Origin of the sequence: Deinococcus apachensis DSM 19763, assembly GCF_000381345.1 — a bacterium.
Taxonomy (GTDB): domain Bacteria; phylum Deinococcota; class Deinococci; order Deinococcales; family Deinococcaceae; genus Deinococcus; species Deinococcus apachensis.
Window position 1 is genome coordinate 105,434 of sequence record NZ_KB906406.1, and the last position, 26,303, is coordinate 131,736.

Genomic DNA, 26,303 nt, shown 5'->3' on the forward strand with positions numbered 1-26,303 from the left:
AAATTTCCCGTGCGGGTGAAAGCGGTTTCCGCACCCTCCTCAGACCGCCGCGTGCAGTTGACGGTTCCCCGACCCTGGGCTATTCTTCCGTGCGTGCCCGAACAGGGCGCCCCTTGAAAGGCAGCGAGCGCAAGCACAGCTGAAGTGGTGTGGCCCCATCGTCTAACGGTTAGGACACTACCCTTTCAAGGTAGCGATACGGGTTCGAATCCCGTTGGGGTCACCATGAAAGCCTCCGCTCTGGCGGGGGTTTTTTCTTTTTTCAGGCCTGCTCCCTATACTGGCGCGCGTGACTTCGCCCTCAGCCGACTCGCCTGCCTTCACTCCCCCGAAGTGGGTCAGTTGGCTGCTCGCGCTCGTGCCTATCTTTCCGCCGCTGTACTTGGCTGCGTTCGCCTGTCTCGGGAAGTTGCGGACTCTCCCCCTCACCTCGCGGTACGTCCTGTTCTTCTTTGCGGGGACGCAACTGATCGCAGCGCTGTTCACACCCAGGCCTCTGCTCTCGCTGGGGCTGGCCGCCGCTCGAACACTCCTGATCCTAGCGATGATCGCGGTAGGCGTGTACCTGCGGGACAGCCGGAACCTAAGGCCGCTCCTGTGGGGACAACTGGTCATTTTTGCGACGGCCTGGGGATATACGCTCGCCACACAAGGGTTGGCAGGCGTGCAGTCCCGTCTGGGGCACCCCTACTACTACATCGTGTCGCTGGGGCTGGTAGCGGTCGTGGCCCTTTGGATCACGGCGTTTTGGAGAGGAGGACGGCTTTGGTGGCGCCTGCCCGCCGGACTGCTCGCTCTCGCCACCTTCCTGGCGGCCGGGAGCCGGGGGCCGCTGCTGACGCTGGGGGTGGGGAGCCTGGCGGCGCTGGCGTTCGCGGGACGGCAGCGCCGTTTGTGGGTGTTGCTGCTGGGGGTACTGGCCCTCGGACTGGCGACGCTGAGCATGACCTTCAGCCTGCCGCTGAAACCTGTCGAACGCCTGCTGAACGATCAGACCACCGGGCGTGAGTACGTCTGGCGGGATGCCGTGCTGGGCTGGCAGACTTCTCCCGTCGGCGGCGTTGGCCCCTACCAGGGCGGCCCTTACCTGACCTACCTGTACAAGGATGGCTGCCAGCTCACGCCGACCCTCCAGCGCAACGACATTGCCTGCCCGAAGGCCGTGAGCCGCTGGTCCAGCGTGTGGCTGATCGCGCACAACGCCTGGCTGCACTGGCTGCTGGAAACGGGCCTGATTGGTCTGCTGGGCCTCGTGACCGTGATGGGCTATGCCCTGTGGCAGGCCGTCCTCTCCCATGACCCCTTTATCATCAGCGTTCTCTTCGGCTTCACGGCCATGAACGTGGTGGATGTGGTGATCGCCCTGCCCAGCCAGCACTTCGCGGAGTTGTGGTGGGTAGTGGCTGGTGTCGCATTACTGTCGCCCCGCCTTCGCAGGCCCACCCAACTTCAATCCACGGAAGAGGGCCAACATGAGGATCAGCGCTAATGCTGCGGCACTCCAGTGCTCCAGCGGTGAGGCCGCTTGTGGGGAAATCCGGTAGATGGAGAGGCCGTACAGCCGCAGGCTCCCCAGCTGACCCGGGGGACACTGGGCCTGAAGGGCGATGGCCGTCCGGTCAGCAGGCAGGGGCGCAGACAGCGCGAAGGCGGGGTAGCCCTTGCCCCGCAGTGTGGTCGTCTGCGTCCCCAGGGTGACGGTGAGTGAGGTGCAGCCCCCCAGACTTGCCTCCCCGTACAGGCCATACACGCCGGTGTGAACCTTTCCCTCCACCCAGGCGACAGGCACCGTCATATTCCGGTAGAGATTTACACCGTCACTGGCGGCGGGAGCCAGGCCATGCACCGTCCAACCCGGCGAAGGCTCCCGCACCAGATTGACGGGTCCCTTCCAGAGAGAACTCCGGGAAGGGGTCACAAACTTCTGGCCAGGATGCGGGCGGAGCCGTTCACCTGTCGCCTTCCAGCGGCACGGCCAGCACGGCCCGCTCGGGGTCCTGTCCGGCCGCCCTGGCCTGCCGCGCGGCCTCCATGATGTCGGCGAACTGTTGCCGGAAACGCTCGGGGCGGAACCGCTCGGCGTGTGCCCGGATCCGCCCGGCATCAAAGGCGGAGTGCCGTGCCTCAAACACCTGCACGGCCCGCGCCAGGCTCGCGTGGTTCTGCTCCCCGAAAAACACCCCGGTCTGATCCGCCACGACGGTTTCGAGGCTGCCCCCCTTGCCGTAGGCGATGACGGGTGCGCCTGCGGCCTGCGCCTCGACTGGCACGATGCCGAAGTCCTCGTCCGCGGCAAAGACGAACGCCTTGCAGCGGGCCAGGTACTCTGCGGCCGCCGCGTCACTCTGCCAGCCCAGCAACTGGATGCTCGGTCCCGCCAGCGCCCGGACCTTTTCCCAGTCCGGCCCACTCCCGATCACCACCAGCGGCTTTCCCAGCCGCGTGAAAGTCTCCACGATCAGGTCGATCTTCTTGTAGGGAACGAAGCGGCTCATCGTCAGGTAGAAGTCCTCACGTGGCCGGGTGGCGTCAAAGCGGGCGACGTCCACCGGGGGATACAGCACGCGTGCCGGACGGCGGTAGGTCCGCCAGATGCGCTGCGCGACGTACCGGCTGTTCGCCAGGAACACGTCGACACGGTTGGCGGTCGAGTGATCCCAGAGACGGATGTAGTGCAGGGCCAGCCGGGCCAGCGTGGCTTTCGCACCGCGAGTCAGGTTCGCTTCGCGCAAGTACTGCTGATACAGGTCCCAGGCGTACCGCATCGGGGAATGCAAGTAGCTGAGATGCAACTGGTCTGCCCCGATCAGGACGCCCTTAGCGACCGCGTGGCTGCTCGACACCACCACATCGTAGGGCGTGAGGTCGAACTGCTCGACGGCGTACGGCATCAGGGGCAGATACGTGCGGTAGTGGCGCACCGCGCACGGCCAACCCTGAAGCAAACTGGGGCGAACGTCCGCATGTTCCAGCGGCGTGCCGATGAAGTCTTCCGGCCGGTGGACGAGCGTGTAGATCGGGCTGCCAGGCAGGACCGTCAGCAGCTCGGCCAGCACTTTCTCGCTGCCCGCGTATCCCCCGGCCAGCCAGTCTTGGATCAGGGCGCTTTTCATGCTTGCTCCAGAGCGTCTTGCAGGACGGCCTGCACCCGTTCAGCGGCCCGGTCCCAGTTGAAGGTCGCGGCCCGCCGCAAGCTGCGCGAGCGCAAGTTTGCCCTCAGGCTTTGGTCCGTCACCGCGCGGTGCAGGCCGTCGCGAATCGCGTCCATGTCGCGGGGGTCCACCAAAATCGCAGCGTCCCCGACAATCTCCGGCAGGGAGGTGGTGGTGGACGTGACGACAGGAACGCCACAGGCCATCGCCTCGGCGGCGGGCAGCCCGAACCCCTCATACAGGCTAGGAAAGGCGAGCGCCGAGGCACCCCGGTAGTAGGCAGGCAACTCTTCTTCGGGAATCAGCCCGCTGAACACCACCCGGTCATAGACGCCCAGGCTCAGCGCCAGGTGGGCCGTCTCCGCGTCGGGGGGGCCGGAGAGGACCAGCCGCAGCTCCGGCAGCCCGAGCGCCGCGAAGGCCCGCAGCAGCCGGGGGACGTTCTTGTGCGGCTTGCGGTTCCCGACATACAGTAGGTAGGGATAGCCTGGCTGGTGAACGTCGCCGTCCGGCGTGAAGTTCGGCCCCACGCCGTTCCCCACCACCACCACCTGCGTCTCAGGGACACCGCCCCACTCCAGCAGGCGCTGCCGGGACGCCTCGGACACGGTCAGCACGCGGGCCGCGTGGTGCAGGGCGGGCCGCACCACCCGGTCGTAATACAGGCGCCGCGTCCACCCCGCCTCCTCCGGCACGTCCAGGTGAATCAGGTCATGCACGGTAAAGACCAGCGGCACGGGGCTGGCGAGCGGCGGGTTGAAGCCGGGCGTGAAGTGCAGGGCCGGACGCGTCCGCCGGAGGGCCAGATGCGTGGCGAGCGGGTCCAGGGGGTGGGTGGGGGCCAACGGCACGGAGAGAGGCACGCCGTCCAGTCGGCCCAAGACTTCCCGCGCGAAGCGGCCGATGCCGTGCGGTCCCATCCAGCGGGCATCCACGCTGAGGCGCGTCACGCTTCCCCCAGCACGCGGCGGTACACCTGCGCGGTCTGCCCGGCCACCCGTGCCCAGGTGTAGCGCCCCGCCACCCGTTCCCGCTGGCCCAGCGCGTTCCTCGGCCGCTCCAGGGCCGTATGCAGCGCGGTCACAACGTCGTCAAGGTGATGGGGGTTCACGAGGGTCGCGGCACTCTCCAGGTACTCACGAACGGGGAGCGCGTCCCCCACCACTAGGTTCGCGCCGTTCAGCGCCGCTTCCAGGTTGGCCAGGCCGGGCGTCTCCAGATCGCTGAGCAGGGCGTGCGCGTGCGCGGCGGCGTAGGCGTTGGCTAGGGTGTCGCTGCCGGGGGGGAAGCCGGTCAGGTGTGCGGCGTGACCGGGGTAGGTGTGCAATTCCCGGAAGAACGTGTCGGTGTATTCGCGTTCCGCCTCGACGGGTGCGCCGATGAACACCACCGGAACGCGCAGGCGTGCTGCGGCGCGCAGGAGCAGCAGGCTGTTTTTCCGCCGTTCGATCCGCCCCACGCTCAGCAGGAAGGGGGTGCCGTCTGGCCAGCCGGGGGGCAGGTGGGCGCGGAAGGCATCCGGGTCGCGCCCCACGAACATGGGGTCCACGCCGTTGGGAACCACCGTGAATGCCCTGTCCTCCAGACCGAACATCCCCTTCAGAAGGTCCTGCTCGGCGCGGGAATTGGGCAGGACGGCGGCGGCGTGCCGCAGCACCTGCCCGCGCAGCCAGCTCTGGGAGTACGGCACCTGGGCCAGCAGTGCCTGCGCCTGCCGGTCACGGCCCACCGGGTAGAACACGGACGACACCACGTAAGGCAGCCCCCGCGCGCGCAGCAGCTTGACGAGCTGCGCGTACACGTGGTCACTCCCGAACAGGTGGACCAGGTCGATCCCGCGGAGGAGGTCGCGGTCGAAGTAGTCGGCGTAGCGGACCTGCACGCCCAGCGGGCGCAGGGCGGCGGCGGTCTGGAGCAGTTGCACTTCCTGGCCCCCGAAGGCCAGGGCCAGGGGCCGCGGCAGAAAGTAAAGTACGTTCACAGGGGGTCCTTCGGGTGGATGGCCTGCCGGGCGAGCTGGCGGTAGCGGTTCAGCATGTCCTCGCGCGTGCCGCGCTGCACCCGTTCATCCAGCTTGATTTCCCTCAGGTACTTGTAAAGGGCCAGCAGCACGGCCAGGCGCAGGCCGTGCCGCCCGTCCCGGTAGCCCCTCTTCACCAGAAAGGTCAGGAGGAATTCCCGGACAGGCAGGGCCGTTTCCCGCAGCAGGGAAGGCCGCACGCCCTGCCCCTGTTTGGTCTGCGCCTCGATGCCGGTGTAGCGGTTGATCTTCTCCATAACGCTGGTGTAGTCGGTATAACTGAAGTGCAGCAGGGCATTGTCTCCCTGGTAGGGCAGCCTCAGGACGCGTGTGCCGGGCAGAGGATGGAAGAAATTGTGGACCTCGCCAGTTACCCGCATCTGCCCCTGCCGGAAAAAGCGGACATGGTGGTCCTGCGTCGGCCCCCAGCCCAGTCCCCGCACGGCCACCCCACCAACGAAGTTCTGGTACGGGAGATCGGCGGCGTCGAAGTCCCCACGCCGGGCAATGGCATGAAGCTGGGCCGCCAACGCGGCGGGCACCACCTCGTCGGCATCCAGCACCAGCACCCAATCGCCGGTAGCCTGGGCGAGCGCAAAGGCGCGGGCAGGGTCCGCGTACCCGAGGCGTTCATACAGAAAGACGCGGGCACCATACGCCCGTGCGACCGTGGCTGTCCGGTCGTTGCTGTGCATATCGACCACCACGATGTCGTCCACCCAGCGGCAGACGGAGTCGAGGGCCAGGGGCAGGTTGTGTTCTTCATTGAGGGTGTTGATGACGACACTGATGCGGGGATTCATAGGATGGACCTCGGGAGGGGCAGACGCCCCTTCAGCCAGCGGCGGGCGTCCGGCCACAGCAGGACCGCAACCACGACATACAGCAACAGGGGAACGGCGAACCAGGCTGCCAGCGCCCCCGGACTCTGAGTGTCGCGCCCCAGCATGCCTGCCGTGAGCGCCAGGGGAGCGGCGATCAGCCAGGGGGGCAGCACGCTCCGCGAAAACGAAAACGGCAGGGTCTGCCAGGCCACCCGGAAAAGAGCGAGGTTGGTCAGTTGCACACCGGCCGTGGCAAGGGCAAAGCCCAGCGTTCCGAACTGGAGAATAAGCGGCACACCCAGCCCCCAGGTTGCCAGGAGCCAAACTAGGGCAAAACGGAAGGTGACGTGCGAACGCCCCAGGGCGTTGAGCAGGGCCAACAGCGGCGTGGCCGTGGCGACGAACAGATTGCCGCACCACAGCAGTTCCAGCAGGGACAACGCTGACAACCACTTGGAGCCAAACACAAGCGTGGTGAGGGGGACAGCCAGGGCCAGCGTGAGTGTCGCCAGAATGGCGGTGACGCCGTTGGTGAGCAGCAGCACGCGTTCTACGGCGCGGCGCAGGGCCGCCGGATCCCCCTGCAAGCGCGCGAACACGGGCAGATACAGGCGTTGCAGGAACATCAGGGCCATCACAGGATAGGCCGCCACCGTCTGCGCCCAGTTGATATACCCGACGGCCTGCATGCCCAGCAGGCCACCCACCAGCAGCGGCGTGATGCTGTCCTTGACTAGGGAAACCAGGCTGACCCCCTGGTAGGGCAGGCCAAACGCCAGGTGAGGCTGCAAAAGGGCCGGATCCCAGCGCCAGCCGATGGGCCAGGGGTGGCGCAGATTGAGGTACATCGCCCCGATCAACGAGCGCAGAGTCAGGGCCAGCGCAAAGGTCCAGGCACCCCACCCGGCAGCGGTACCATAAATGAGAACACCATTATAAACCAGGGCCTGGAGCACCTCTGCGACCGCCAGCTTCTGGAAGTGCAACTCGCGTTCCAGGCGAATGGCGGCGATGGTCTGAAATGACGTGAGGAACAGGGAGACCCCCACCGCGCGAAACAGCCAGACATAGGCAGGTTCCAGATGAACGTAGCGTGTCAGGAAGGGCGCGGCCAGCCAGAGTGCGGTTGACAGCACACCCGCGCTGATCTGCTGGAAGGTAAACACCACCCGGTAGGTATGCAGGTCGGGTTCCTCCGGCTGCCGGATCAGGCTCGCCCCCAGGCCGACATCGCCTACCGCGATCAGGAAAACCAGCACAAAGGCCATCAGGCTGTATACCCCGAATTCGGCAGGGACCAGCCAGCGGGCCAGCAGCACCCCCGTTAGGACGTTGAGGCCCTGGATCACCACCTGCCGGACCAACAGCGCCGCTGCCCCCTGCATGGCCGCACGGCCAACGGTGGCTGCGGTCACGGGGTAGCCCTCCCCAGCGCCTGACGACGGGCGCAGTGGCCGAGATACACGGTGTATCCCAGGGCAGGCAGCAGCCAGAAGACGTAGTACAGCACGTTGTTGAACTGAGAAGCGAAGAGGATGGTCACGGCCAGACAGGCCCAGTACGCCCAGAAACCGAAGGCCAGGGGACCTCGCAAGCGGGCACCCCACCGGAACGCCGCCGTGATGGTCAGGCCCAGCAGCAGGATGGTAAAGGGAATCCCGAAGTTTGCGGCGGTCGCCTGCAAGGAGGAATCCAGGGAGGGCAACCGGCGGTACTGTTCCGTGAACATGGACAGGTAGTTGTACCCCACACCGAAGAGGGGATGGGCGGCAATCAGTTGCATGCCGAAGTCGTATGAGTCGAAGCGGGCCGCCGCCGAACGATCATCACCGATGGTCGACAAACGGATCAGCGTGCGGGCCAGATAGGGCAGGTAAAAGGGCAGCAGGGCCAGCAGCAATATGGGGGACAGGCTTGCCTGGAGCAGATGACGGGTGTCTATCCAGGACCGGCGTGCCGCCACCAGCGCGGAGAGAAACAGCAGGAAGAGCAGTTGCAGAACAGCCGCGGCCAGTGCGCTGCGGGAGCCAGTGAGCAGGATCGCCACCAGCGTCAGCACAAGCACCGCCCACCAGCGGAAAGCGGGCTGACTGTGCAGCAGCACATAACTCCAGGTCAGGGGCAGCAGCAGGATCACACCGAAGAAATTGGGGTCGAAGTAGGCGGACACCAGGCGGTTCAGGTGTGGGTCGCCCTGGAACACCACACCCATACGGCTCAACCAGGCCCACAAATCTCGGGAGTCGGGAAAGAGCAGCAGCAGCAGGAATGCCAACGCCACCACCGCCAGGTACAGGCGAACAAACAGCCGCGTGACCCGCTTGAATGCCTGACCATACTGTAAATATAGGGCTGTCCCCAGGAGGATGCCCGCCGTCAGGGTCCCCAGCAGCCGCAGCGCGTAGAGCAACGGCACAGCCTGCATCCCCCACTGCAAGACGCCCGTCAGGGCCGACAGAAGCAGGACCACCGCGCAGGGCAACACCCAGGGAAGACTGAGTCGCCGGGCAGGGCCGGACAGCAGCAGATAAGCACCCGCCAGGACATACAGCAGAACCTCGCTGATCAGCATGTTGTCCCCCAACCCACCACTGGGAATCAACCGCGCAAAGTTTCCAATCAACAGGAACGCCAGGCAGACCAGCACAAACCACCTCGCCCGGTGCCGTGTCCTGTGTCCTTGCGGCCAGAAGAGAACGCCTGGCAGCAGCACCTTAATATGCACCCCGGCCCATCAATACCACCCTCACCGTCTGAATCATGACCACCATATCCAGCCAGGGCGTCCAGTTGGTCACGTAGAACCGGTCCATCGCCACCCGCTCGTCATAACTCGTGTCACTGCGGCCGTTGGCCTGCCAGTAGCCGGTCATGCCGGGACGGATCTGCTTGTAGACCTCGTAGACCTCACCGTACTTCTCCACCTCGGCCTGCACGATGGGGCGGGGTCCGACCAAGCTCATGGTGCCCAGCAGCACATTGGCAAGCTGCGGCAACTCATCCAGACTGGTCTTGCGTAGGAACGCGCCAACCCGGGTCACGCGAGGGTCGTTTTTGAGCTTGTGCGTGGCCTCGAACTCAGCTCGGAGAGCTGGATCGCTGTCCAGCATGTGATTCAATTTTTCTTCCGCGTCGTGGTGCATGCTGCGGAACTTGAAACAGTCAAAAGATTGACCGCCCCGCCCCAGGCGGCGCGCCCGGTAGACCACCGGACCGGGGCTGTCGAGCCGGATGGCCAGGGCGATCAGCAGCAGCCCGGGGAAAATCAGCAGCCCACCCAGGACCGCGCCCACCAGATCAATGCCTCGCTTGATCACGCGCGCCTGCACGCTCCGCAGGTTGTTCCTGATTTCCAGGCTGGCCATGCTGCCGATGTTGTGCGGCAAAAGGGCCTGGTTGGGCACGCCGAAAAGGTCGGGAATCACCCAGGTAATGGGGAAGGCGGCGTAGATGCTGTTGACCAGGCGGCGCTGCGTCTCGGCCCGCGCGCCGGGAATGGAGATCAGGGCCTGCTCGGTGAGAGGGTCGATGAGGGCCTGCTCGATGGGGCCGAGGACAGGCACGCCCTGCAAGGTGGTGCCGTGCAAGGCGGGGTTGTCGTCGTAGGCGGCCACCGGATTGAGGCCGTAGGCGGGATGGGCCCGCAGGTGGGCGATGGTCAGGGCCGCGGTGTGCCCGGCACCGATCACGCTGATGGACCGCCCGAAATGCCCGGTGGAGATCAGCAGGGCGCGCACGGCGTACCGCATCAGCAGGGACAGGATCAGGATGAGCGTCCACAGGATCAGAACGCCCGTGACGCCGGGAGCGAAACGTTGCACCGCGAAGGCGGCGGCGAGTTGCCCCACTGCGACCTGCACGGTGCCAGTCGTGTGCAGGCGCAGTTCCGTCTGGGGGGAACGGCCGTAGCTGGGATAGAGGCCCTGATAGGCCCGCCATAGCACCCAGAGGACCATCCAGATCAGGGTGCTTTCCAGGGAGAGGACGGGGCGGCCGGTGGCGGTCAGGATCAGGGAGGCGAGTTCCTGCGCGAGCAGCGCGCTGAGGACGTCCCCCAGCAGCAGGCAGACGGCCTGGGGCAGCGCGGCCAGGCGGGCCGGGGCGGCCTGGCTTCCCAGCCGTGCCGGGGAGGCCGTCCTCGCCGATACGCGCAGGCCCATGCCCTAGCGCACTTCCTTGACGGTCGGGGTGGGCGCAGCGGGAGCGGGCGGGGCGGGAAGGGCGGGTCCGTAGCGGCGGGGCATCCGGGACGGACCCGCCACCTTGTTGAGGACGAACCCCACGACGGGCACGTCAGCCAGCCGCGCGGACCGCAGCACCTGACACACGTCCGGAAGGCGCGTTCGGCCCATCTCAGTCACCAGCAGCACGGCGTCCACCTGTTGCCCCAGGGCCAGCCCGTCAGCCAGCGCCAGCAGGGGTGGGCTGTCCACCAGCACCACGTCGTAGCCCTGGCTCCAGCGGCGCAGCCACTCGCCCAGCTCAGGGCGGCTCAGCAGGGCCAAGCTCCCATGGGGGGCAGAGCCAGCGGGCAGCAGGTCAATGTTGGGGGCGACTGGCTTCACCTCCACGTTCACGGGCGCGCGCAGGGCCTCCGCGAAGCTGTGTGCACCGCCCGTGCGGCCGGGAGCGTGCCCGGGCTGTCCGCCTGTGCCCACGTCCCAGAGGTCCTGCTGCCCGCCGCGCCACAGGTCGGCATCGAGGAGCAGCACCCGCTGCCCGCTGTCGGCCAGACTGCTCGCCAGGGCGGCGGTCAGGCTGCTCGCGCCCTCACCTCCGGCGAGCCCGGCGATCATCAGGATAGGCCGGGGCTGCCGCAGCGTGGCCTGCAGGTTGACGCGCAAGAAGCCCAGAGCCTCTGACTGTGCGAGGGAAAAGCTCCCTGAAGGGCGCAGGCGCGGCAGCCTCCCCAGCACCGGGAGGTTCAAGGTCAGCAGCTCCGCATCGGTCTGGACCCGGCGGTCCAACACGCTCAGGAGGGCCGCCACACCAGTTCCCAGTAGCAGCGCCAGCAGGCCAGCCAAGACCGCATTCCGCAGCGGCGAAGGCGTCACGGGCCGGAGCGGTTCCACGGCGCTGGTGAGGGGCTTGAGGACGCCCGGCCGGGCCTGCTCCAGAAAACTGAGCTGCGCGAGGTTGTCCTGCATGGTGGCGCGGCGATAGAGCAGGGTCTGGCGCTCCAGCGCCGACAGCCCCGGCAGGGCCAGGCGGCGGTCCGTCTGGGCCAGTTGCAGGGTGAAGTTCTCGCGGGCCAGGCGCACATCCCGCAGGGTGCGTTCGGCATCCCAGTTCAGCAGCAGCTTGCCCGTCAGATTGACGAGCACCTGTGCGGCTTGGGGCGTCTGCGCGCGAGCACGCACCTGATAGATGCTGTTCTCCCCGCCGCCCTGATCCGCCGTCACTGAGACGGTGCGGTTCCGCTGGCTCCCCTCGCCCTCCCGCACCGGGGTCAACAGCTCACGGGTCAACTGCTTCACCAGGCGTTGCCGTTCCGCGGGCGCAATGGCCTGGTTATCCCGGACGGCCTCAATCAGCGGCCGCAGAATCAGCGGACTCTCCACGACCTCGGCCACGGTGCCCGGCGGCAGCGGAGAGATCACCGAGCCCCCAACCACACCGATCTGGCTCTGGCTGCTGGAAGCCAGCAGGCCTGCCGCAGCCTCGTACACGCGCGGCTGGGCGCGGGACCAGAGGTAAACGGCCAGCGCCAGCAGGGCCGCCGTCAGGAGGATGACGGGCAGACGCTGCCGCACCCCCTGCCAGAGGGTCGCAAGGTCGATTTCGTTATCGGTATCCTGGCGGAGCAGGTCGGGAGAGTCGGGCTCGGGGGGACGGTATGCGGTCACGCGAAGCGCTCCAATTCCGGGTGGGCCTTGAGTTGCTGCACCACCTTCTTGATGTCCTGGGTGCGGTCCTTTCGCACCACCAGCGTCACCTCATCGGTGCGGACGACCACCACGTCCTCCAAGCCGATAGTGGCGATCAAGTCATCGCCCCGGGTGGTATACAGGATGGCCCCCCCGGTGTCCAGGCTGACATGCCGCCCCACCGAGACGTTCTGGCCCTCCCCCTTCAGCAGGCGCTCCAGGGCGTTCCAGTCTCCCAAGTCGTCCCAGCCGAACTCGGCCGGGATCACTGCGACCTCGTCGGACTTCTCCAGGATGGCGTAGTCGATGCTGATCTTCTGTACCTGGGGAAAGACGCCGCGAATGCCCCCCGGCGACCGGCCGCGAGCCAGCGCCTCCGAGAGCTGGGCGTACATCTCGGGCTGATACTGCCGGAAGGCGTCCAGGATAGCTCCCACCCGCCAGAGGAACATCCCGCTGTTCCAGGTATAACGCCCGTCGGCGACCAGGGTGCGGGCGGTCTCCGCGTCGGGCTTTTCGGTGAAGCGCGACACCCGGTAGGCGGGCAGTTCGCCGCCCTGCAACAGCTCTCCGCGCTGGATGTAGCCATACCCGGTGGCAGGAAAGGTGGGGGTGATCCCCAGCGTGACGAGTTGGCCGGTCGAGTGGGCGACCTCGATGGCCCGGCGCACCGCGCGGCCGAATGCCATCGGATTGGTGATGCGGTGGTCGGCGGGAAAGACGCCCATCACGGCTTCCGGGGCCTCCTGGGCCACCCGCAGGGCCGCATACAGGACGGCCGGGGCAGTGTCCCGCGCGACCGGCTCGACGATCAGGTTCTCGACGGGCATGTCGGGGAGCTGCTCGAGCACCTGCGTGCGGTACTCGCCCCCTGTGACCACCATGACCTGCTCGGGGCTGCCGCTCAGTACGCTCAGGCGGTCACTGGTGGCCTGAAGCAGGCTGCGCCCGGTCTCGTCCAAGGTGAGGAACTGTTTGGGGCGGTGCCTGCGGGACAGGGGCCAGAAGCGTTCGCCGCTGCCCCCAGCGAGAATGACGGGAAGAAAGACTGCTTCGCTCATGCCCGGGCCCTCGGCCCACCCGATGCGTTCAGGCGTCGCCGAACCCCGTGCCGCCGCCAGCCCCTCGCTTGCCTTGCCAGTTGTTGACTCATGGGAACTCCAATGTTGGGCGGGAAAAATTTTTCCTGCACCGCTCAGTTTACCCTCTCCTCACCCCCACTCGGGGGGGTCCCCGGGTCGGCGAGCGTGCCGGGAAACACCCCGCAGTAAAGCGCAAAAGACAGGTCTTGTCCCCCTGTTTTGCCCGCGCCTCACCCGCCCGGGGGGCTCGATGAAGGGGGCGTCAGCTTCATGAGGGGACGGAACTTCCTAGAATGCGGCGGATGAAAGCGATTATTCCCGCCGCGGGACTCGGCACCCGCCTGCGTCCGCTGACCTTCACGCGCCCCAAGCCCGTCCTGCCGGTCGCGGGCGCGCCCATCATCGTGCATGCGCTGCGGACCCTGCTGGACGCCGGGATTGACGAGGTGGCGATCATCGTGTCGGACGCCACCCGCGCCGAGATCGGGGACACCCTGAAGCAGGCGCCCGAGGCGCAGGTGACCCTGATCGACCAGCACGAGCAGCTCGGCCTGGGGCACGCGGTCCTGATGGCGCGCGAGTGGGTGGGGCAGGACAACTTCTGCGTGTACCTGGGGGACAACCTCTTCGAGCACGGGGTGCGGCCCTTTATCGAGCGCTTCGAGAGTGAGCGTCCGGCGGCGGTGATCGCGCTGGTGGAGGTGCCCGACCCCACCGCCTTCGGGGTGGCGCAGCTCGACGGCGACCGGATCACCCGGCTGGTCGAGAAGCCCAAGGTGCCGCCGAGCAACCTGGCCGTGGCGGGGCTGTACTGCTTCACCCCGGAGGTCTTCGGGGTGCTCGACGGGATGCCGCCCTCGGCGCGCGGGGAGTACGAGATCACGGACGCGATTCAGGGCCTGATCGACCGCGGCCGCACCGTGCTGGGCCAGCGGGTGGAGGGCTGGTGGAAGGACACCGGGCGCCCGGCCGACCTGCTCGACGCCAACCGCCTGTTGCTCGAAAGGGTCACGGAGGACGTGCAGGGGGAGGTCAGCGACTCACGGCTCACCGGCCGGGTGGTGATTCCGGCCTCGGCGCAGGTCCGGCGCAGCAAGATCGTCGGCCCGGTGCTGCTGGGCGAGGGCGTGGTCGTCGAGGACGCCTATATCGGGCCCTTCACCTCCATCGGCCGGGACAGCGTGATCCGGCAGGCCGAGGTCGAGCACAGCGTGGTGGACGCCGAGGCGCGCATCGAGTGCCTGAACACCCGCCTCCAGGACTGCCTGATCGGGGTGCGCGCCCAGGTGCGGGGCGGGCGCAAGGTACCCAGCACCCACAAGCTCACCCTCTCGGACGCGAGCGTGGTCGAGTTGGCGTGACGGACCTGTTAGCCCTTCCAGCGGACCTGCCCAACTCAGTGGACGATGGGGCGTGTGACCGCCTGCCGGGGCTGAGGCTTCCCCCGGTTCCGCTGCCCGCGACGGACGGAAACACGGTCGACCTGTCCGCCCTTCCCGGACGAACCGCGCCCTACGTCTACCCGCTCACCGGGCGGCCAGACCAGGCCCTCCCCGGCGATTAGGCCTTGATCCCGGGAGCATCACGCTGAGCTGGGCGCCGGGGTGTTCGGGCTGAGCACACAGGACACGGCCTACCAGCAGGAGGAGGCGCGGCGGCTGCATCTCCCCTTCCCGCTGCTGTCGGACGCGGAGCTGGCCTCATACGGGCGCTGGACCTGCCCACCTTCGAGGTGGACGGCCGGACGCTCCTGCGGCGGGTCTCGCTGATCCTGCAAGGCGGCGTGATCGAGCACGTGTTCTACCCGGTCTTTCCCCCCGGCCGGAACGCGGCGGACGTGCTCGCTTGGCTGAGGGTTCATCCGGCCTGAACGTGTCCCCCTGGACCGTGCCCGCCCCCCGGTGTAGGAAAGGGCAGCGCCCTATCATGGTGGGATGAGCGAGACGCCCCGCATTCACCTGGGTTCGCTGCTCCGCACGTCCTCGGACGCCCACGCGGAGGGGAACCTCGACCACCTCACCTACCTGCAGGGCGACGCCGAGCAGACGCTGCGCTTCGCGCGCCCCGCCTCCTTCCGGGTCGATGTCAATGCCCTGGGCGGCAGCGAGATGTACCTCCAGGGCCGCTTCGAGCCCACGGTAATCATGGAATGTTCGCGCTGCCTGCGCGATGTGGAGGTGCCCCTCGACCTGAGGCTGGGCACTCTGCTGCGCTACGACCCGTCCGTCGAAGCCCCCTATCTGGACGAGGCGGAGTCCGGCGAGGAGGTCCTCGTTTTCGGCGACCCGGACCTGGACCTCAGCGCGTACCTGGCGGAAACCGCCCTACTGGCCGCCCCGCTGACCGTGCTGCACGCGCCTGACTGCAAGGGGCTGTGCCAGGTGTGCGGCCACGACCTGAACGAGGGACCCTGCGAACACATGGCGCAGGTGCCCGTCGAGGAGATTGACGACCTGCTGGGCACCCCGGAGGGCTCGGCCCACGTCCGGCAGAATCCCTTCGCGGGGCTGCGTGACCTGAAGCTCCCGGAGGAGTGAGGGTGCCGGAGGAGAACACCCCAAAGCTGACCCATTTTCAGGACGGCCTGCCCAGGATGGTGGACGTGACGGACAAGGTCCCTACCACCCGGACGGCGACCGCTGAGGGCTGGGTCCGGCTTCCCCGCGAGGCGCGGGCCGCGCTGGAGGCGGGCACCAATCCCAAGGGCGACCCCCTGACCGTCGCGCGTCTGGCGGGCCTCGCCGGAAGCAAGCGCACCGCGGACCTCGTGCTGCTGTGCCACCCTATCCCCGTGACAGGCGCCGACGTGTGCGTCAGTCTGGAGGAGGCCGGGGTGCGGATCGAGGCCACCGTGCGGACGACCGCCCCGACCGGCGTGGAGATGGAGGCCCTGACCGCCGTTACTGTTGCCGCTCTGAACGTATACGACATGCTCAAGGCCGCGAGCAAGGCTATCGAGATCACCGGGGTGCGGCTGCTCGCCAAGACGGGCGGGAAAAGCGGCGAGTACCGGGCGACGGTCTGACCCGGGGTGGGAACCTTCCCGGAGCGTGAGCCGTAGAAAGAGCGTATGGGCGTGACCGAGCGTGAGGCCTGGCTGGACCTGCTGCACCGCGAGGCAGACGGGGACCTCACCCCTGCCGAGCAGGCGCGGCTGGCGGCACTCGCCCACGATCCCGAATTCGCGGAGCTGAGGCGGCGGCTCACCCGGGCCACCGCCTCCCTGAACGCCCTCCCCCTGCCCGCCTTGCCCCGCAGCCTCGCCGCCGAGGTCGCCTCGGAGGTCGTGTGGCAAGCGGCCCTGGGAGGCACGGCTCCTTCCCCACTGCCCACCTCGGTCGCCCCGCAGGTCGCCGCGGAGGTGGGGCTGGACCGTCGCCTGGCCCTGGCGTCCTCTCCCATCCTGCCCCGCAGTGTTGCGGCGAACGTGGCCAGGGACGTGCGGGCCTCGGCGGGGCTCACTCGCACCCTTCCCCCCCTGCCGACCTCGCTGGCCCACTCGGTGGCCGCCCGCATTGCGCGGGAGGGAACGGGGAGCGAGCTTCGGCCCACCCCGGCACCCCCGGCGCACAACCCCGCTCCCCTGCTGCTCGTCTCGGGGCTGCTCGTGGGCCTGACGCTGCTGGGGGTCACGAGCGCGTGGCCCAACCTGGCGGCGGGCGCGACCGTGCTGCAAACGCTGATCGCGCAGGTGTCGCCGCTCGCGGGGGTCGGGCTGCTGCTGCTGCTCGCCGTGAGCGCCCTGGTGATGTGGCGCCCCACCCCCGCCGTGCAGCGCTTCGGTGCGGGTGCCTTCGTGCTCGCCGCCGTGCTCACCCTGCCGCCGCTCTACCAGGCGTTCGGGCGCAGCGGCGTGACAGTCGGTCATGACGTCACGGTCCACGGCGCCGTGACCGGGAACGTGATCGCCGTCGGGGGGAACGTGACCCTCGCCCCGGACGCAAGGGTGGGAGGTGAGGTCATCACGCTGTTCGGGGATGTGCGGCGCGAGGCAGGCGCGAGCGTGGCGGGCCGGGTCAACGCCCTGCTGGGCCGCGCGCCCGGGGACTCGACGGCCCTCCAGACCGCGCCCCCCCCGGGTCTGAGCGTCGCCACCGCCACCGCCTTCCGGCCGCTGCTGGGGTGGTTGGGTGGGGCGGCCTGGAGCCGGGTGTTCCTGGTGCTCACGGGCGGGATGCTCCTGCTGCTGTTCGTGACGGGCGCGGCACCGCTCCTCGCCCGGCGGCAGCGGCACGCGCCTGTGCGGACGCTCGCGCTGGGGGTGCTGGCCCTGGCCGTGCTGATCGGCCCGGCGCTGGGGCTGGCGCTCACCGGGCTGCTGGTGCCCGCGCTCCTCGCCACGGCCTTCGCCCTGCTGCTGGTGGCGACCGGCTTGAGTGTGAGCGCCTACGACGCGGGCCGCGCCCTCGCCTTCCGCCTGCGCCTACCCCTCCCGGACGTGCTGGGCGCACTGCTGGGCCTGAGTGCCGTCGCGGCCAGCCTCGCCCTGCCGCCCCTGGCCCTCACGTTCGCGCTCGTGGGCGGCGCCTGGGGAGCGGGCACCCTCCTCCTGACCCGCTCGGAGTGGGAAAGTCGGGGAATCGTGAGATAGCTTCACTGCAAAAAAAAGCCGTGGGCCGGAGGATGAACTCTCCGGCCCACAGTCATTGGGAAGCGCTCAACCCAGGATGCGCTTGAGATGCAGGTAGATCTCATACCAGTCCTGCTTGTCGCGCGGGCGCTTGCCGCGCAGTTCGATGCGGGACAGGGTGCGGACCCAGTCGGGCGTGAGCTGGCCGCCCAGCGTGGGGTCGGCGACGAGGTCGGCGAGGCCCTTGGGGAGCGCCCCCTCGGTGGAGTCGCCGTAGAACTCGACGCCCTCCAGCAGGTCGTGAACGGTGATCGTGTAGGCGCCCGCCAGCGTCTGGAGGGTTTCCAGGCTGGGGTTGGTGCGCCCGCGTTCCAGGTCGCTGAGATAAGGAACGCTGATCCCGGCAGTCTCTGCCACGTCCTTGAGCCGCAGCCCGCGTTCGCTGCGTAGTTCGCGGAGTCTTTCGTGCAGTTTCATATTCACCTCCTCGGCTGCGGCGTCGCCTCACACGGTCCCGCTTCAAGGGCGGGGCGTGCGTGCCGCCTGGGGCTGGGCTTCTCCCTTCAGGGTTTGCCTGGAGACAGAATCCGCCACCCTTGATTGGAGTGTAACACCACCCCTCGGTACGGTCAATACAGAATAAAGCTTCGCTCTTCTTGCTCCCCATAATAGACTCTGCTACTATCGTCTCCAAAGCAGAGCTCGTCCTCGTCACGCATTTTTTCAGCGTTTCACCCCCTATTGCCCCGCAGGAGGGCCCTTCATGCGTGCATTGGATACCATCGCCGAAAGCATACGTATCGGCTACGTTCACCCCACCACGGTGCTGAACACCCTGATTGAGGCCGAGAACGAGGGCGGCCTGGGAGCAGTCCGGCGCATTGAGCGCCACCTCAGCATCGGTCTCCACGCGCTGCGCGACCGCCAGCATCCCCACAGCGCCCTGGCCCAGACCTGGCTGGGGGCGGCCCGCGCCTACCTGGTCACCCAGGTGGAGCGAAAGCAGGCCGTGTAAGCGCAACAGGAAGAGAGGGCGGAGACTGCGTTCAGCTCTCCGCCCTCTCTCTTTGTCTTTACACCTCCGCCTTCAGCCCGTAGATGCCCTCGTACTTCTCGTGCAGGTACCTCACATAGGGGTCGGCGGTGAGGGGCCGCCCGGTTGCCCGCTCGGTGAGTTCGGCGGGCAGCAGGCTGCGGCCGTGCTGGTGAACGTTCTTGACCAGCCAGGCGAGCAGGGGACCATACTCGGCGCTCTCGACGCCCGCCGCGACAGCCGGGTCCCGCCTCGCCGCCTCCAGCAGTTGGACGCTCAGCAGGTTCCCCAGGGTGTAGGTCGGGAAGTAGCCGATCAGGCCCGCCGACCAGTGGATGTCCTGCAACACGCCCCGCGCGTCGTCGGGAGGCGTCAACCCCAGGTACTCTCCCATCTTCGCGTTCCACGCCTCCGGCAGCTCGTCCACCCGCAAGCGGCCCTCCAGCAGGGCGAGTTCCAGCTCGAAGCGCAGCATGACGTGGAAGTTGTAGGTGACCTCGTCGGCCTCCACCCGGATCAGGCTGGGGTTCACGCGGTTGATGGCGCGGTAGAGGGTCTGTGGGTCCAGCCCCGCTGTAACCTCCGGCGCGACCTCGGCGAGCTGCGGGAAATACCGCTCCCAGAAGGGCCGCGAGCGGCCGAGCAAGTTCTCGAACATCCGCGACTGGCTCTCGTGGACGCCCAGGCTAGCCCCGGCGGACACAGGGGTGCGCTCCCAGCGTTCCGAGACACCGCGCTCGTACATGGCATGCCCGGTCTCGTGCCAGGTGCCGAAGAGGCAGGCGGGCCAGTAGTCCTCCACCCGGGTGGTGATCCGCAGGTCGCTGCGGCTGAAGTTGGTCTGGAAGGGGTGCGCGCTCTCGTCCTGCCGGGCGAACTCCCGCTTCAGGCCGAAGGCCTCGCCCGCCACCCGCCACGCGAAGGCCTTCTGCGCCTCACGCCCAAAGGGCCGGGTCAGCACACTGTAATCCGCCGCGTCCCCCGCCGCCACGATGCGCCGCAGCAGCGGCAGCGTGCGGTCCCGCAGGTCGGCGAACACCGGCTCCACCTGCGAGGCGCGCATTCCAGGCTCGTACTCGTCGAGCAGCGCGTCGTAGGGATGCTCCTCGTAGCCCAGCAGGTCGGCCTGCCGCCGCGCGAGGTCCAGCATCTTTTCCAGGTGGGGCGCGAAGGTGGCAAAGCGGCTGTGCCCCCGCGCGTCCAGCCAGGCGTGATGCGCCTCGTTGCGGGCGCGGGCGGCCTCCTCCACGAACTCGGTCGGGAGCCGGGTGGCTTTCGCGTGGTCGCGGCGCGTGACACGCAGGATCGAGGCTTCGGTCTCGTCCTGCCCATCGCCCGCCGCTTCCAGCAACTTGGCCGTACGCGCGTCCGTGAACAGCTCGTGCGCCAGCCCTTCCAGCGTCGCCATCTGGAGACCGCGCACCCGGGCGGCCTCCTCCGGCATCTGCGTCTCCTGGTCCCAGGACATCAGCCCGGCGGCCGCCTCCAGGTCGCTCACCTGCGCGAGGCGGCGTCTCAGTTCTTCCATGCTCATGCCCGCAGCCTAGAGCACGCGGCGGCCCCCTACGTCGTCAGGCGGAGGTAGGGACGCGGCTCACTGCCAGCGCTCCCGGCCCTCCCCCACCTCGCCCAAGAGCAACGGGCGGAGTTCGCCGATGAGGTACAGGCTGCCGCACACGACCGACCGACCACCTGCGGGCAACAGGTCGAGCGCGGCAGCGGGCGTCTCGGCGAATCGTACCGGCAGGCCCGCGAAATGCGGGGCGAGTGTGGCGGGATCAGCCGCCCGCGGACTCAGCATCGCGCGGGTAAGGATGACCTCGGATGCCACCCCCCGGAGTGCCGCCGCCACGCCCGCCACGTCCTTGTCCGCCGCCGCGCCGAACGCGACCGGGAGCCGCTCCACCCCCAGCCCCCGCAGCGCGTCCGCGAGGGCCCGGGCACCGTCCGGGTTGTGTGCTCCGTCCAGCAGCACCCGGCCCCCCCGCCAGGACAGGGCCTCCAGGCGCCCCGGCCAGCGCACGCCCGCCGCTCCTGCTCGAATCGCCCCCTCCCCCACTCCCAGGCGATAGGCGGCCACGGCGGCCAGCGCTGCGTTCCCAGCCCCATGCGCCCCCAGCAGCGGGGTGTGGAAGGTCAGGCCTGCCCCGGGCACCTGCACGCGCACGTCCCACCCGTCCCAGCCCAGGGACGCCGCATTCACCCACACCTCGCGCCCAATAGCCCACAGGTCGGCCCCCCGCGCCTCCAGAATGGGAAGGAGATCCGCCGCCACTCCCGTCACCGCGAGCTGCCCCGCGCGCAGGATGCCCGCCTTCTCCCCCGCGATGGCCTCCCGCGTGTTCCCGAGAATCTCAGTGTGGTCCAGTCCCACGTTCGTGATCACGCTCAGCACCGGGTCGAGGGCGTTCGTGGCGTCCAGCCGCCCGCCCAGCCCCACCTCCAGCACGGCGGCCCTGACACCCTGCTCCGCGAAGAGCAGGCAGCCCAGGGCCGTCACGATCTCGAAAAAGGAGGCCTCCACCACCTCGGCGTGGGGGCGCATCCGGCGCAGCGCCGCCCGCACCTCCTCCCCGCCGAGTTCCCGGCCACCCACTACGAAGCGTTCGGAGAAGCGTGTCAGGTGCGGGCTGGTGAAGAGGCCCGTCTGCTCTCCCCCAGCCCCCAGCATGGCCGCCAGGGTCGCCGCCGTGCTGCCCTTGCCGTTCGTGCCCCCGACGAGTACCGACCGGAAGGCCGCCTGTGGGTCCCCCAGGCGCGCGAGGAGCGCCCGCACCCGCGAGAGGCCTGGATGTACCCCGAAGCGTTGCCGGGCGAAGAGCCAGTCCAGATCGTCCACAGCCGTCATGGGGGAAGGATAGGGGCGCGGAAGGCGGCAGGGAAAAGGGCAGGGGGCCGGGAACGCTGCCCCGCCCCCTGCCCCCCCAACGCCCTCAGGCCTCCGGCGCGAAGTACGCCTCCAGCGCGGGCACAATCTGCTTCTTGCGGCTGATGCGGTGGCCCAGGTCCGCGCGCCCATCCGCGACCTCCACACCGAAGGTCTCGCGCAGCACCTTCTCCTCAGTCGCTGACAGGACCAGGGTTACGTTCGTCTCGTTCAAAATATCCACGACCGAGAGCAGGACGCCGTTCAGCCCCTCCTCCGCCCGCACCCGGTCCATCGCGGCGAGGAGCTCCGCCTGACGGCCCAGCACATAGGCGGGGTTGGTCGTTTCGATTACCCCGAGGCCCCAGCGCTGAGCGGGATCACCGAAGGGGAACACCTTGTAATCCATCTTCAGGAGCGTCTCTGCGGGGGTGTCCCCCAGGTCGCTCTTGGCCGCGAACATGGCGAGGGCGTACGCTTCCACGTCCTCCACCCCGGCGATAGGGGCCAGGAATGCCACTGCCTTGCGGTCGCCCTCGGTGGTCGTCGGGCTGCGGAAGTGCAAGGTGTCACTCAGGATTGCGCTCAGCATCAGCCGGGCGTCCAGCCGCTCCACGGGCAGGTTCGCCTCGCGGTGCAACCTCAGCAGAATGGTCGCCGTGCAGCCCACCGGCTCGAAGCGCAGGTACGCGGGCTGGGAGGTCGTCAGGTCCCCCAGCTTATGGTGGTCGACCACATGGGTGACCGTCATGTCGGAAAGATTGGGCACCGACTGAGCACTTTCGTTGTGGTCCACGAGTGCCACGGCCGTGCCAGCTGGAAGTTCCGGGAGGAGTTCCGGCGCCTCCACTCCTGCCTCCCGAAGCACGAAGGGCGTCTCGAAATTCAACTCGCCCAGACGGTAGGCCTGCGCGGCCACCCCCTGCCGAGTCAGCAAGCGCGCGTACACGAGGGCCGAAGTGATGGCGTCGGTGTCGGGATTGGTGTGTCCAAAAACGGGCAACATGGGGGAATTCTAATGGGCAAACGAAAAAGAGGCCCCGCAGGGCCCCTTTAAGGAGAGAAGGTTTAGAAGTTGAAGGTGTAGTTGACGCGGAAGCCCTGACCCACGTTGGTCCGGCCAGCTGCGCCAGGAGCAACATTGAGGTTGGTGTAGCGGAAGATGCCGTAGTTGGCCGCCAGACCGTTCCAACCAACCTGAGCGTAGAGGCCATTCACCAGGCCGTTCTGACCACCGCGACCGCTGTAGACCCGGTCGTCGCTGGCACTGAAGGCCACGTCGTCCGCACCCACCGTGGTACCCGCCACATTGAAGCCCTGGTAGTACGAGTAGCCGACCTTGGCGGTCGCGCCGGGCGCCAGGAACTGGTTCAGGCTGATGCCGACCTGGCCGAGCAGCTCGGTAGTGGTCGCGTTGTTCACGGCCACCCCCGTGCCCCCATTGCTGATGCGGTTGACGACGTTAGCGTAGGCGCTGGGCTGGAGCGGGATGGCCGTCAGCGGAGCGGTGCTGAGCTTCACGCCGTACTTGAGGGTGTTGCCCAGGGTCGCCTGGTCACCGGTGGAGAGGCTGCCCGGGTTCGAGCTGGTCCGCAGGTGGTAGCGCACCAGGGGCGCAATGGTCACACCCGCCAGGGTGCCCGAGTAGTTGGCGTAGGCCTGGAAGTCGTTGGAGCGGCTGCCGTAGTAGTAGCCGTCCTGGACCGTGAAGTTGAGGTTCGGAACGAGCGCGTTGGTCGCCGTGCCGTCATGACGCAGTCGGGCACCCACGGTGCTGGTGTAGGCATAGGGCACATCTGCGATCCCCATGCCGGGGTCGGCGTAGTCGTTGTTGCGCTTGTCGTCGACGCTGAACGCGTTGTTGAGCGTCCCGCCCGTCGTCACGCGGTTGAAGAAACCAACCAGTTCCAGCGCGCCGAGCTTGGCGCCCGCCTTCACGCCGAAAGCAACGGTACGGGGGGCGTTAGCGTTGTAAGGAACGTAAGTGTCGCCGTAAGCGCCGAGCGCGATGGGGCCGAGGGCCGTACCCGCCGCCGCACCGAAGCCCGTCTGGTCGGCGTCGTAGGGCCGGGTGTTGTTGATGGACAGCGCTGCGTTGCCGACCGCGATGTTGGTCGGGGCGTCATTGTTCGCAGCGAAGTCAGGGTCAACCGTGCGGAAGTTGACGCCGAACCGGGCCACGCCGAGGTCGGCGCGGGCTTCGGTGTAGAACGCCTTGTCGCCGTTGTTGACAGCGTTCTGGAAGTTACCACCAAGGATGCTGTTGGACGTCCCATTGGTGCTGTTGGGGATGCTGATGACACCCTCACCCTTGACGTTCACGATGCCGAGCTGGACGTTGTAGTCCACACCGAAGCCGGTACGGCTGGTCTCAGTCTGGGCGTACGACACGCCGACGGTGCTGTTCGTGTTCGGCTTCACGACGACGCGGGCACCGTAGTAGTAGGTGTTAGGCACAGCGGTCGTGCCGCGCAGCGCGGGGCTGGTGGTCTGCCCGCCGACCACGGTGACCGTGGGGTTGAGGGGGTGAACCGGGCTGAAGGTGGCGACGAAGCCGGGACCCGCCACACCATCGCTGTTGCTGAACAGGTAGTCGCTGAACTTGAAGGCGTTGCTGGCCTCGGTGTACTTCACGCTGAAGGCGCCGCCCGCGACCGTGCCGTTTGCGGAGGCATCGGTCAGGGTGATGGCGCGCCGAATCGTAGTGGAGTTGTACTCCTGGACAGGTGCCGTGCTGAAGTTGATCGCCGCGCTGTTGACGATAACCGAGCCGTTGGCCGTCGTCAGGTTGCTGGCCCGCACCCCGAAGGTCAGACCAAGGCTCCGGTTGAAGTTCTGGCTGGTGTCGACGACCGTCACGTCAGCGCCAGCGCTGAGGTCACTGAACACGCCCGCCGCAAAGGTGCCGTTGGTGAGGCGGTCCACATCGAAGTTGGTGGTACCCGAGGTCAGACCAATGCGGCCGATGCGGGGAGAGAGGCCACCGGTCACGCTGAACTTGGGCGCGTTCTCCAACGCGGTCACGCGGGTCTCGACGGTGCCCACGCGGCCAGCCAGGTTGTCGAAGTCCGACCGCTGGACGAAGTCGGCCTGGGCGCTCTCGACGGCGCTCACGCGGTCCTGAAGGTTCAGGATGTCCTGGTTCAGCAGGACGGTGAGGTCGTTCAGAGCGGCGATCTGGCTGGCGTTATCGTCGACATCGGCGCGCAGGGCGTCGTAGTCGTCGGCGCGGGCAGTCAGCTCGGCGATCTGGGTTTGGAGGCCAGCGATGGCGGCGGCATCACCGTTGGCGGCGGCGAGTTCCTCGACGCGCGCTTCCAGGCGGGAGAAGTCGTCACGGCTGACGGCGTTCTCCTCCAGGTCGCTGACGCGCACACCCAGAGCGGTCAGGTCGGCAGCGAGTTCCTGGATGGCGTTCTGGAGAGCCGTCAGGTCGTCGGCGTTCAGCGACCCCTGGGGCACGTCACCCGTGCGAATCTGGTCGAGGAGGCGCGCGATGATCACGGCGGCCTCGTAACGGGTCAGGTTCTGCGTGCCGCGGTAGGTGCCGTCCGGGTAGCCGAGGATGATGCCGCGGCTGACCAAGCGGTCGATGGCGTCCTTGGCCCAGTGACCGGCGGGAACGTCGGTCAGCGTGGGCACCTGGGGTGCCGCCGCCGGGGCCGGAGTCGTGGTCGCCGGGGTGGCCGGAGTCGCCGTCTGGGCGGCAGCGGCGCCGAAGGCCAGCGCGGCGGTGAGAACGAACAGACTCTTCTTCATAAAACCCCCAAAACGTCGCGCGCAAGGAACACTTCCGGTCCTGAAGTAGACGGTGGGGCGAGTTGCCGAGTTTCCTCTCCCGGAGCAGTTCACCTTCCGCGTTCTTCCGCGCAACCTGACCCCCGCCGCCTATGGCCTTGGAATGTCAGATCAGGGGGATGATACAAGTGTGAAGAACGATGGGTCAACCCTGAGACGGAGATAAGATCGCCTTTTCAGGCCGCTTGGCCTAATATGTGAGCAAAAAGTGAAGAGGCCCGCCTCTGGATTCGCGCACCTGGAGACGTCCCTTTCCAGAGGCTATTAGAAGGAGAGGCCTTCTGGAACAACTGGGGCTTCCTCTACGAATGGACGTTTTAGCTCCTGGCCGCTTCTCATTTTGGAGACATCTCTCAACTAAAAGGACCCCGTACCAAATGTTCCGGCCAGACATGTCCTCTTACCGATTGTCCCCTGAGGGGTAAGGAATTAGACCTCCTGCGAAAGTCGACAGCTAAGCTGGGCGGGTGGGCCACGAGCGACTGGAGCGGGCGCTGAAGATGAACCGCCAGCAGTTCAAGCGACGGACCGGGGTGTACCCTGAAACCTTCGCCGAGATGGAAGCGGTGCTCACGCAGCGTGAAGAGCAGAAGAAGAAACGGGGTCGGCCAGCGGGCCTGAGGGTAGCGGAGCAACTGCTGCTGACCCTGGAGTTTTGGCGGGAATACCGAACCTACGCGCATCTGGGGGATGACTGGGGCGTCCATGAAACCACCGTGCAGCGCACGGTGGAACGCGTCGAGGCCGCCCTGATCGCCAGTGAGCTGTTCAGACTGCCCGGGAAGAAAGCCCTGGGGAACAGCGGGACGGTCTACAGCATCATCGCGGTGGATGCCTCGGAAGTGCCCTGCGAACGGCCCAAAAAACCCAGCGCCGCTGGTACAGCGGCAAGACAAAGCGCCACACCCTGAAGCTGCAACTCCTGGTCAACGTGGCGACGCACAGGATCCTGTGCGTCGCTTCCACCGTTGGCTCGATGCACGACTTGACGCTCTTTCGCCGCTCCAAGGTGCAGCTGCCCGTGGAGACGGCCCTGATCGGTGATGCCGGGTACCAGGGCCTCTGGAAGGAACACCCTCACGCGCTCACAC

25 protein-coding genes and 1 tRNA gene are annotated in these 26,303 nt (G+C 67.7%); 11 read left to right on the forward strand and 15 right to left on the reverse strand.

Annotation, left to right across the window (positions count from 1 at the left end; all coding sequences use genetic code 11):
- Nucleotides 1-151: 151 nt before the first annotated feature.
- Together F784_RS0113940 and F784_RS0113945 are read left to right on the forward strand one after the other, a co-directional pair.
- Nucleotides 152-226: transfer RNA gene (locus tag F784_RS0113940), tRNA-Glu, on the forward strand.
- 63 nt (nt 227-289) lie between these two features.
- Complete coding sequence (locus F784_RS0113945) at nt 290-1,489, forward strand: O-antigen ligase family protein (protein WP_019587345.1); 1,200 nt, start codon at nt 290-292, stop codon at nt 1,487-1,489.
- On the opposite strand, the gene F784_RS26255 is transcribed toward F784_RS0113945, so the two are convergent.
- The 10 genes from F784_RS26255 to F784_RS0113990 form a co-directional block, all read right to left on the reverse strand.
- Entirely contained in the window at nt 1,415-1,873 is a 459-nt protein-coding gene (locus F784_RS26255; RefSeq protein ID WP_211211903.1) for a hypothetical protein, read from the reverse strand. The two genes, F784_RS0113945 and F784_RS26255, sit on opposite strands and share 75 nt — an antisense overlap.
- A 76-nt stretch (nt 1,874-1,949) precedes the next feature.
- The gene (locus F784_RS0113950) at nt 1,950-3,113 is read right to left on the reverse strand and encodes a glycosyltransferase (RefSeq protein WP_019587346.1); all 1,164 of its coding nucleotides are present in this window, start codon (nt 3,111-3,113) and stop codon (nt 1,950-1,952) included.
- On the reverse strand, nt 3,110-4,102 hold the full coding sequence (locus F784_RS0113955) for a glycosyltransferase family 4 protein (RefSeq protein WP_019587347.1): 993 nt from the start codon (nt 4,100-4,102) through the stop codon (nt 3,110-3,112). Before F784_RS0113955 ends, F784_RS0113950 begins: the two co-directional genes overlap by 4 nt.
- Entirely contained in the window at nt 4,099-5,133 is a 1,035-nt protein-coding gene (locus tag F784_RS0113960) for a glycosyltransferase family 4 protein (RefSeq protein ID WP_019587348.1), read from the reverse strand. Before F784_RS0113960 ends, F784_RS0113955 begins: the two co-directional genes overlap by 4 nt.
- A complete protein-coding gene (locus tag F784_RS0113965) occupies nt 5,130-5,975 on the reverse strand; it encodes a glycosyltransferase family 2 protein (RefSeq protein WP_019587349.1) in 846 nt (281 codons plus the stop codon). Before F784_RS0113965 ends, F784_RS0113960 begins: the two co-directional genes overlap by 4 nt.
- A complete protein-coding gene (locus F784_RS0113970; RefSeq protein WP_019587350.1) occupies nt 5,972-7,411 on the reverse strand; it encodes an oligosaccharide flippase family protein in 1,440 nt (479 codons plus the stop codon). Before F784_RS0113970 ends, F784_RS0113965 begins: the two co-directional genes overlap by 4 nt.
- On the reverse strand, nt 7,408-8,568 hold the full coding sequence (locus F784_RS0113975) for an O-antigen ligase family protein (protein ID WP_157465260.1): 1,161 nt from the start codon (nt 8,566-8,568) through the stop codon (nt 7,408-7,410). The genes F784_RS0113970 and F784_RS0113975 overlap by 4 nt, the downstream gene beginning before the upstream one ends.
- 142 nt (nt 8,569-8,710) lie before the next feature.
- Nucleotides 8,711-10,156, reverse strand: coding sequence for an undecaprenyl-phosphate galactose phosphotransferase WbaP (wbaP, locus tag F784_RS0113980; protein WP_019587352.1), 1,446 nt, complete (start codon nt 10,154-10,156; stop codon nt 8,711-8,713).
- A 3-nt stretch (nt 10,157-10,159) separates the two neighbouring features.
- Entirely contained in the window at nt 10,160-11,842 is a 1,683-nt protein-coding gene (locus F784_RS23200; RefSeq protein ID WP_019587353.1) for a CpsD/CapB family tyrosine-protein kinase, read from the reverse strand.
- A complete protein-coding gene (locus F784_RS0113990) occupies nt 11,839-12,924 on the reverse strand; it encodes a mannose-1-phosphate guanylyltransferase (protein ID WP_019587354.1) in 1,086 nt (361 codons plus the stop codon). The genes F784_RS23200 and F784_RS0113990 overlap by 4 nt, the downstream gene beginning before the upstream one ends.
- Nucleotides 12,925-13,247: 323 nt before the next feature.
- Between F784_RS0113990 and F784_RS0113995 the strand changes: the two genes are divergently transcribed.
- From F784_RS0113995 to F784_RS0114015, 6 genes are all read left to right on the forward strand, one after another.
- A complete protein-coding gene (locus F784_RS0113995) occupies nt 13,248-14,306 on the forward strand; it encodes a glucose-1-phosphate thymidylyltransferase (protein ID WP_019587355.1) in 1,059 nt (352 codons plus the stop codon).
- Nucleotides 14,303-14,509, forward strand: a complete 207-nt coding sequence (locus F784_RS26840; protein ID WP_019587356.1) for a hypothetical protein — start codon at nt 14,303-14,305, stop codon at nt 14,507-14,509. The genes F784_RS0113995 and F784_RS26840 overlap by 4 nt, the downstream gene beginning before the upstream one ends.
- A 168-nt stretch (nt 14,510-14,677) precedes the next feature.
- Nucleotides 14,678-14,815 carry a hypothetical protein gene (locus F784_RS26845; protein WP_019587357.1) on the forward strand — a complete coding sequence of 46 codons (138 nt, stop codon included), beginning with the start codon at nt 14,678-14,680 and terminating at the stop codon, nt 14,813-14,815.
- Nucleotides 14,816-14,879: 64 nt separating this feature from the next.
- Entirely contained in the window at nt 14,880-15,482 is a 603-nt protein-coding gene (locus F784_RS0114005; protein ID WP_019587358.1) for a DUF177 domain-containing protein, read from the forward strand.
- Entirely contained in the window at nt 15,479-15,970 is a 492-nt protein-coding gene (gene moaC / locus F784_RS0114010; protein ID WP_019587359.1) for a cyclic pyranopterin monophosphate synthase MoaC, read from the forward strand. The genes F784_RS0114005 and moaC overlap by 4 nt, the downstream gene beginning before the upstream one ends.
- 45 nt (nt 15,971-16,015) lie before the next feature.
- Nucleotides 16,016-17,536 (forward strand): bactofilin family protein, encoded by a 1,521-nt coding sequence (locus F784_RS0114015; protein ID WP_019587360.1) that lies wholly within the window; start codon nt 16,016-16,018, stop codon nt 17,534-17,536.
- 66 nt (nt 17,537-17,602) lie between these two features.
- Here the strand turns inward: F784_RS0114015 and F784_RS0114020 are convergent, their stop codons facing one another.
- Nucleotides 17,603-17,992, reverse strand: a complete 390-nt coding sequence (locus tag F784_RS0114020) for a helix-turn-helix domain-containing protein (protein WP_019587361.1) — start codon at nt 17,990-17,992, stop codon at nt 17,603-17,605.
- 286 nt (nt 17,993-18,278) lie between these two features.
- On the opposite strand from F784_RS0114020, the gene F784_RS0114025 reads away from it, so the two are divergent.
- Complete coding sequence (locus F784_RS0114025; protein WP_019587362.1) at nt 18,279-18,530, forward strand: hypothetical protein; 252 nt, start codon at nt 18,279-18,281, stop codon at nt 18,528-18,530.
- Nucleotides 18,531-18,588: 58 nt separating this feature from the next.
- On the opposite strand, the gene F784_RS0114030 is transcribed toward F784_RS0114025, so the two are convergent.
- The 4 genes from F784_RS0114030 to F784_RS0114045 all read right to left on the reverse strand — a co-directional run bounded on the left by F784_RS0114030 (nt 18,589) and on the right by F784_RS0114045 (nt 25,173).
- A complete protein-coding gene (locus F784_RS0114030) occupies nt 18,589-20,082 on the reverse strand; it encodes a carboxypeptidase M32 (protein ID WP_019587363.1) in 1,494 nt (497 codons plus the stop codon).
- A 60-nt stretch (nt 20,083-20,142) separates the two neighbouring features.
- Nucleotides 20,143-21,396: a bifunctional folylpolyglutamate synthase/dihydrofolate synthase gene (locus F784_RS0114035; protein ID WP_040383220.1), complete on the reverse strand. Its 1,254-nt coding sequence runs from the start codon at nt 21,394-21,396 to the stop codon at nt 20,143-20,145.
- Nucleotides 21,397-21,481: 85 nt separating this feature from the next.
- On the reverse strand, nt 21,482-22,420 hold the full coding sequence (locus F784_RS0114040; RefSeq protein WP_019587365.1) for a manganese-dependent inorganic pyrophosphatase: 939 nt from the start codon (nt 22,418-22,420) through the stop codon (nt 21,482-21,484).
- Nucleotides 22,421-22,482: 62 nt separating this feature from the next.
- Nucleotides 22,483-25,173 carry an S-layer homology domain-containing protein gene (locus F784_RS0114045; RefSeq protein WP_019587366.1) on the reverse strand — a complete coding sequence of 897 codons (2,691 nt, stop codon included), beginning with the start codon at nt 25,171-25,173 and terminating at the stop codon, nt 22,483-22,485.
- A gap of 506 nt (nt 25,174-25,679) precedes the next feature.
- Between F784_RS0114045 and F784_RS23210 the strand changes: the two genes are divergently transcribed.
- Nucleotides 25,680-26,123, forward strand: coding sequence for a transposase family protein (locus tag F784_RS23210; protein WP_245557871.1), 444 nt, complete (start codon nt 25,680-25,682; stop codon nt 26,121-26,123).
- A partial coding sequence (locus F784_RS26260) for a transposase (RefSeq protein ID WP_342662489.1) occupies nt 26,120-26,303 on the forward strand: 184 nt, incomplete at its 3' end. The genes F784_RS23210 and F784_RS26260, both read left to right, overlap by 4 nt.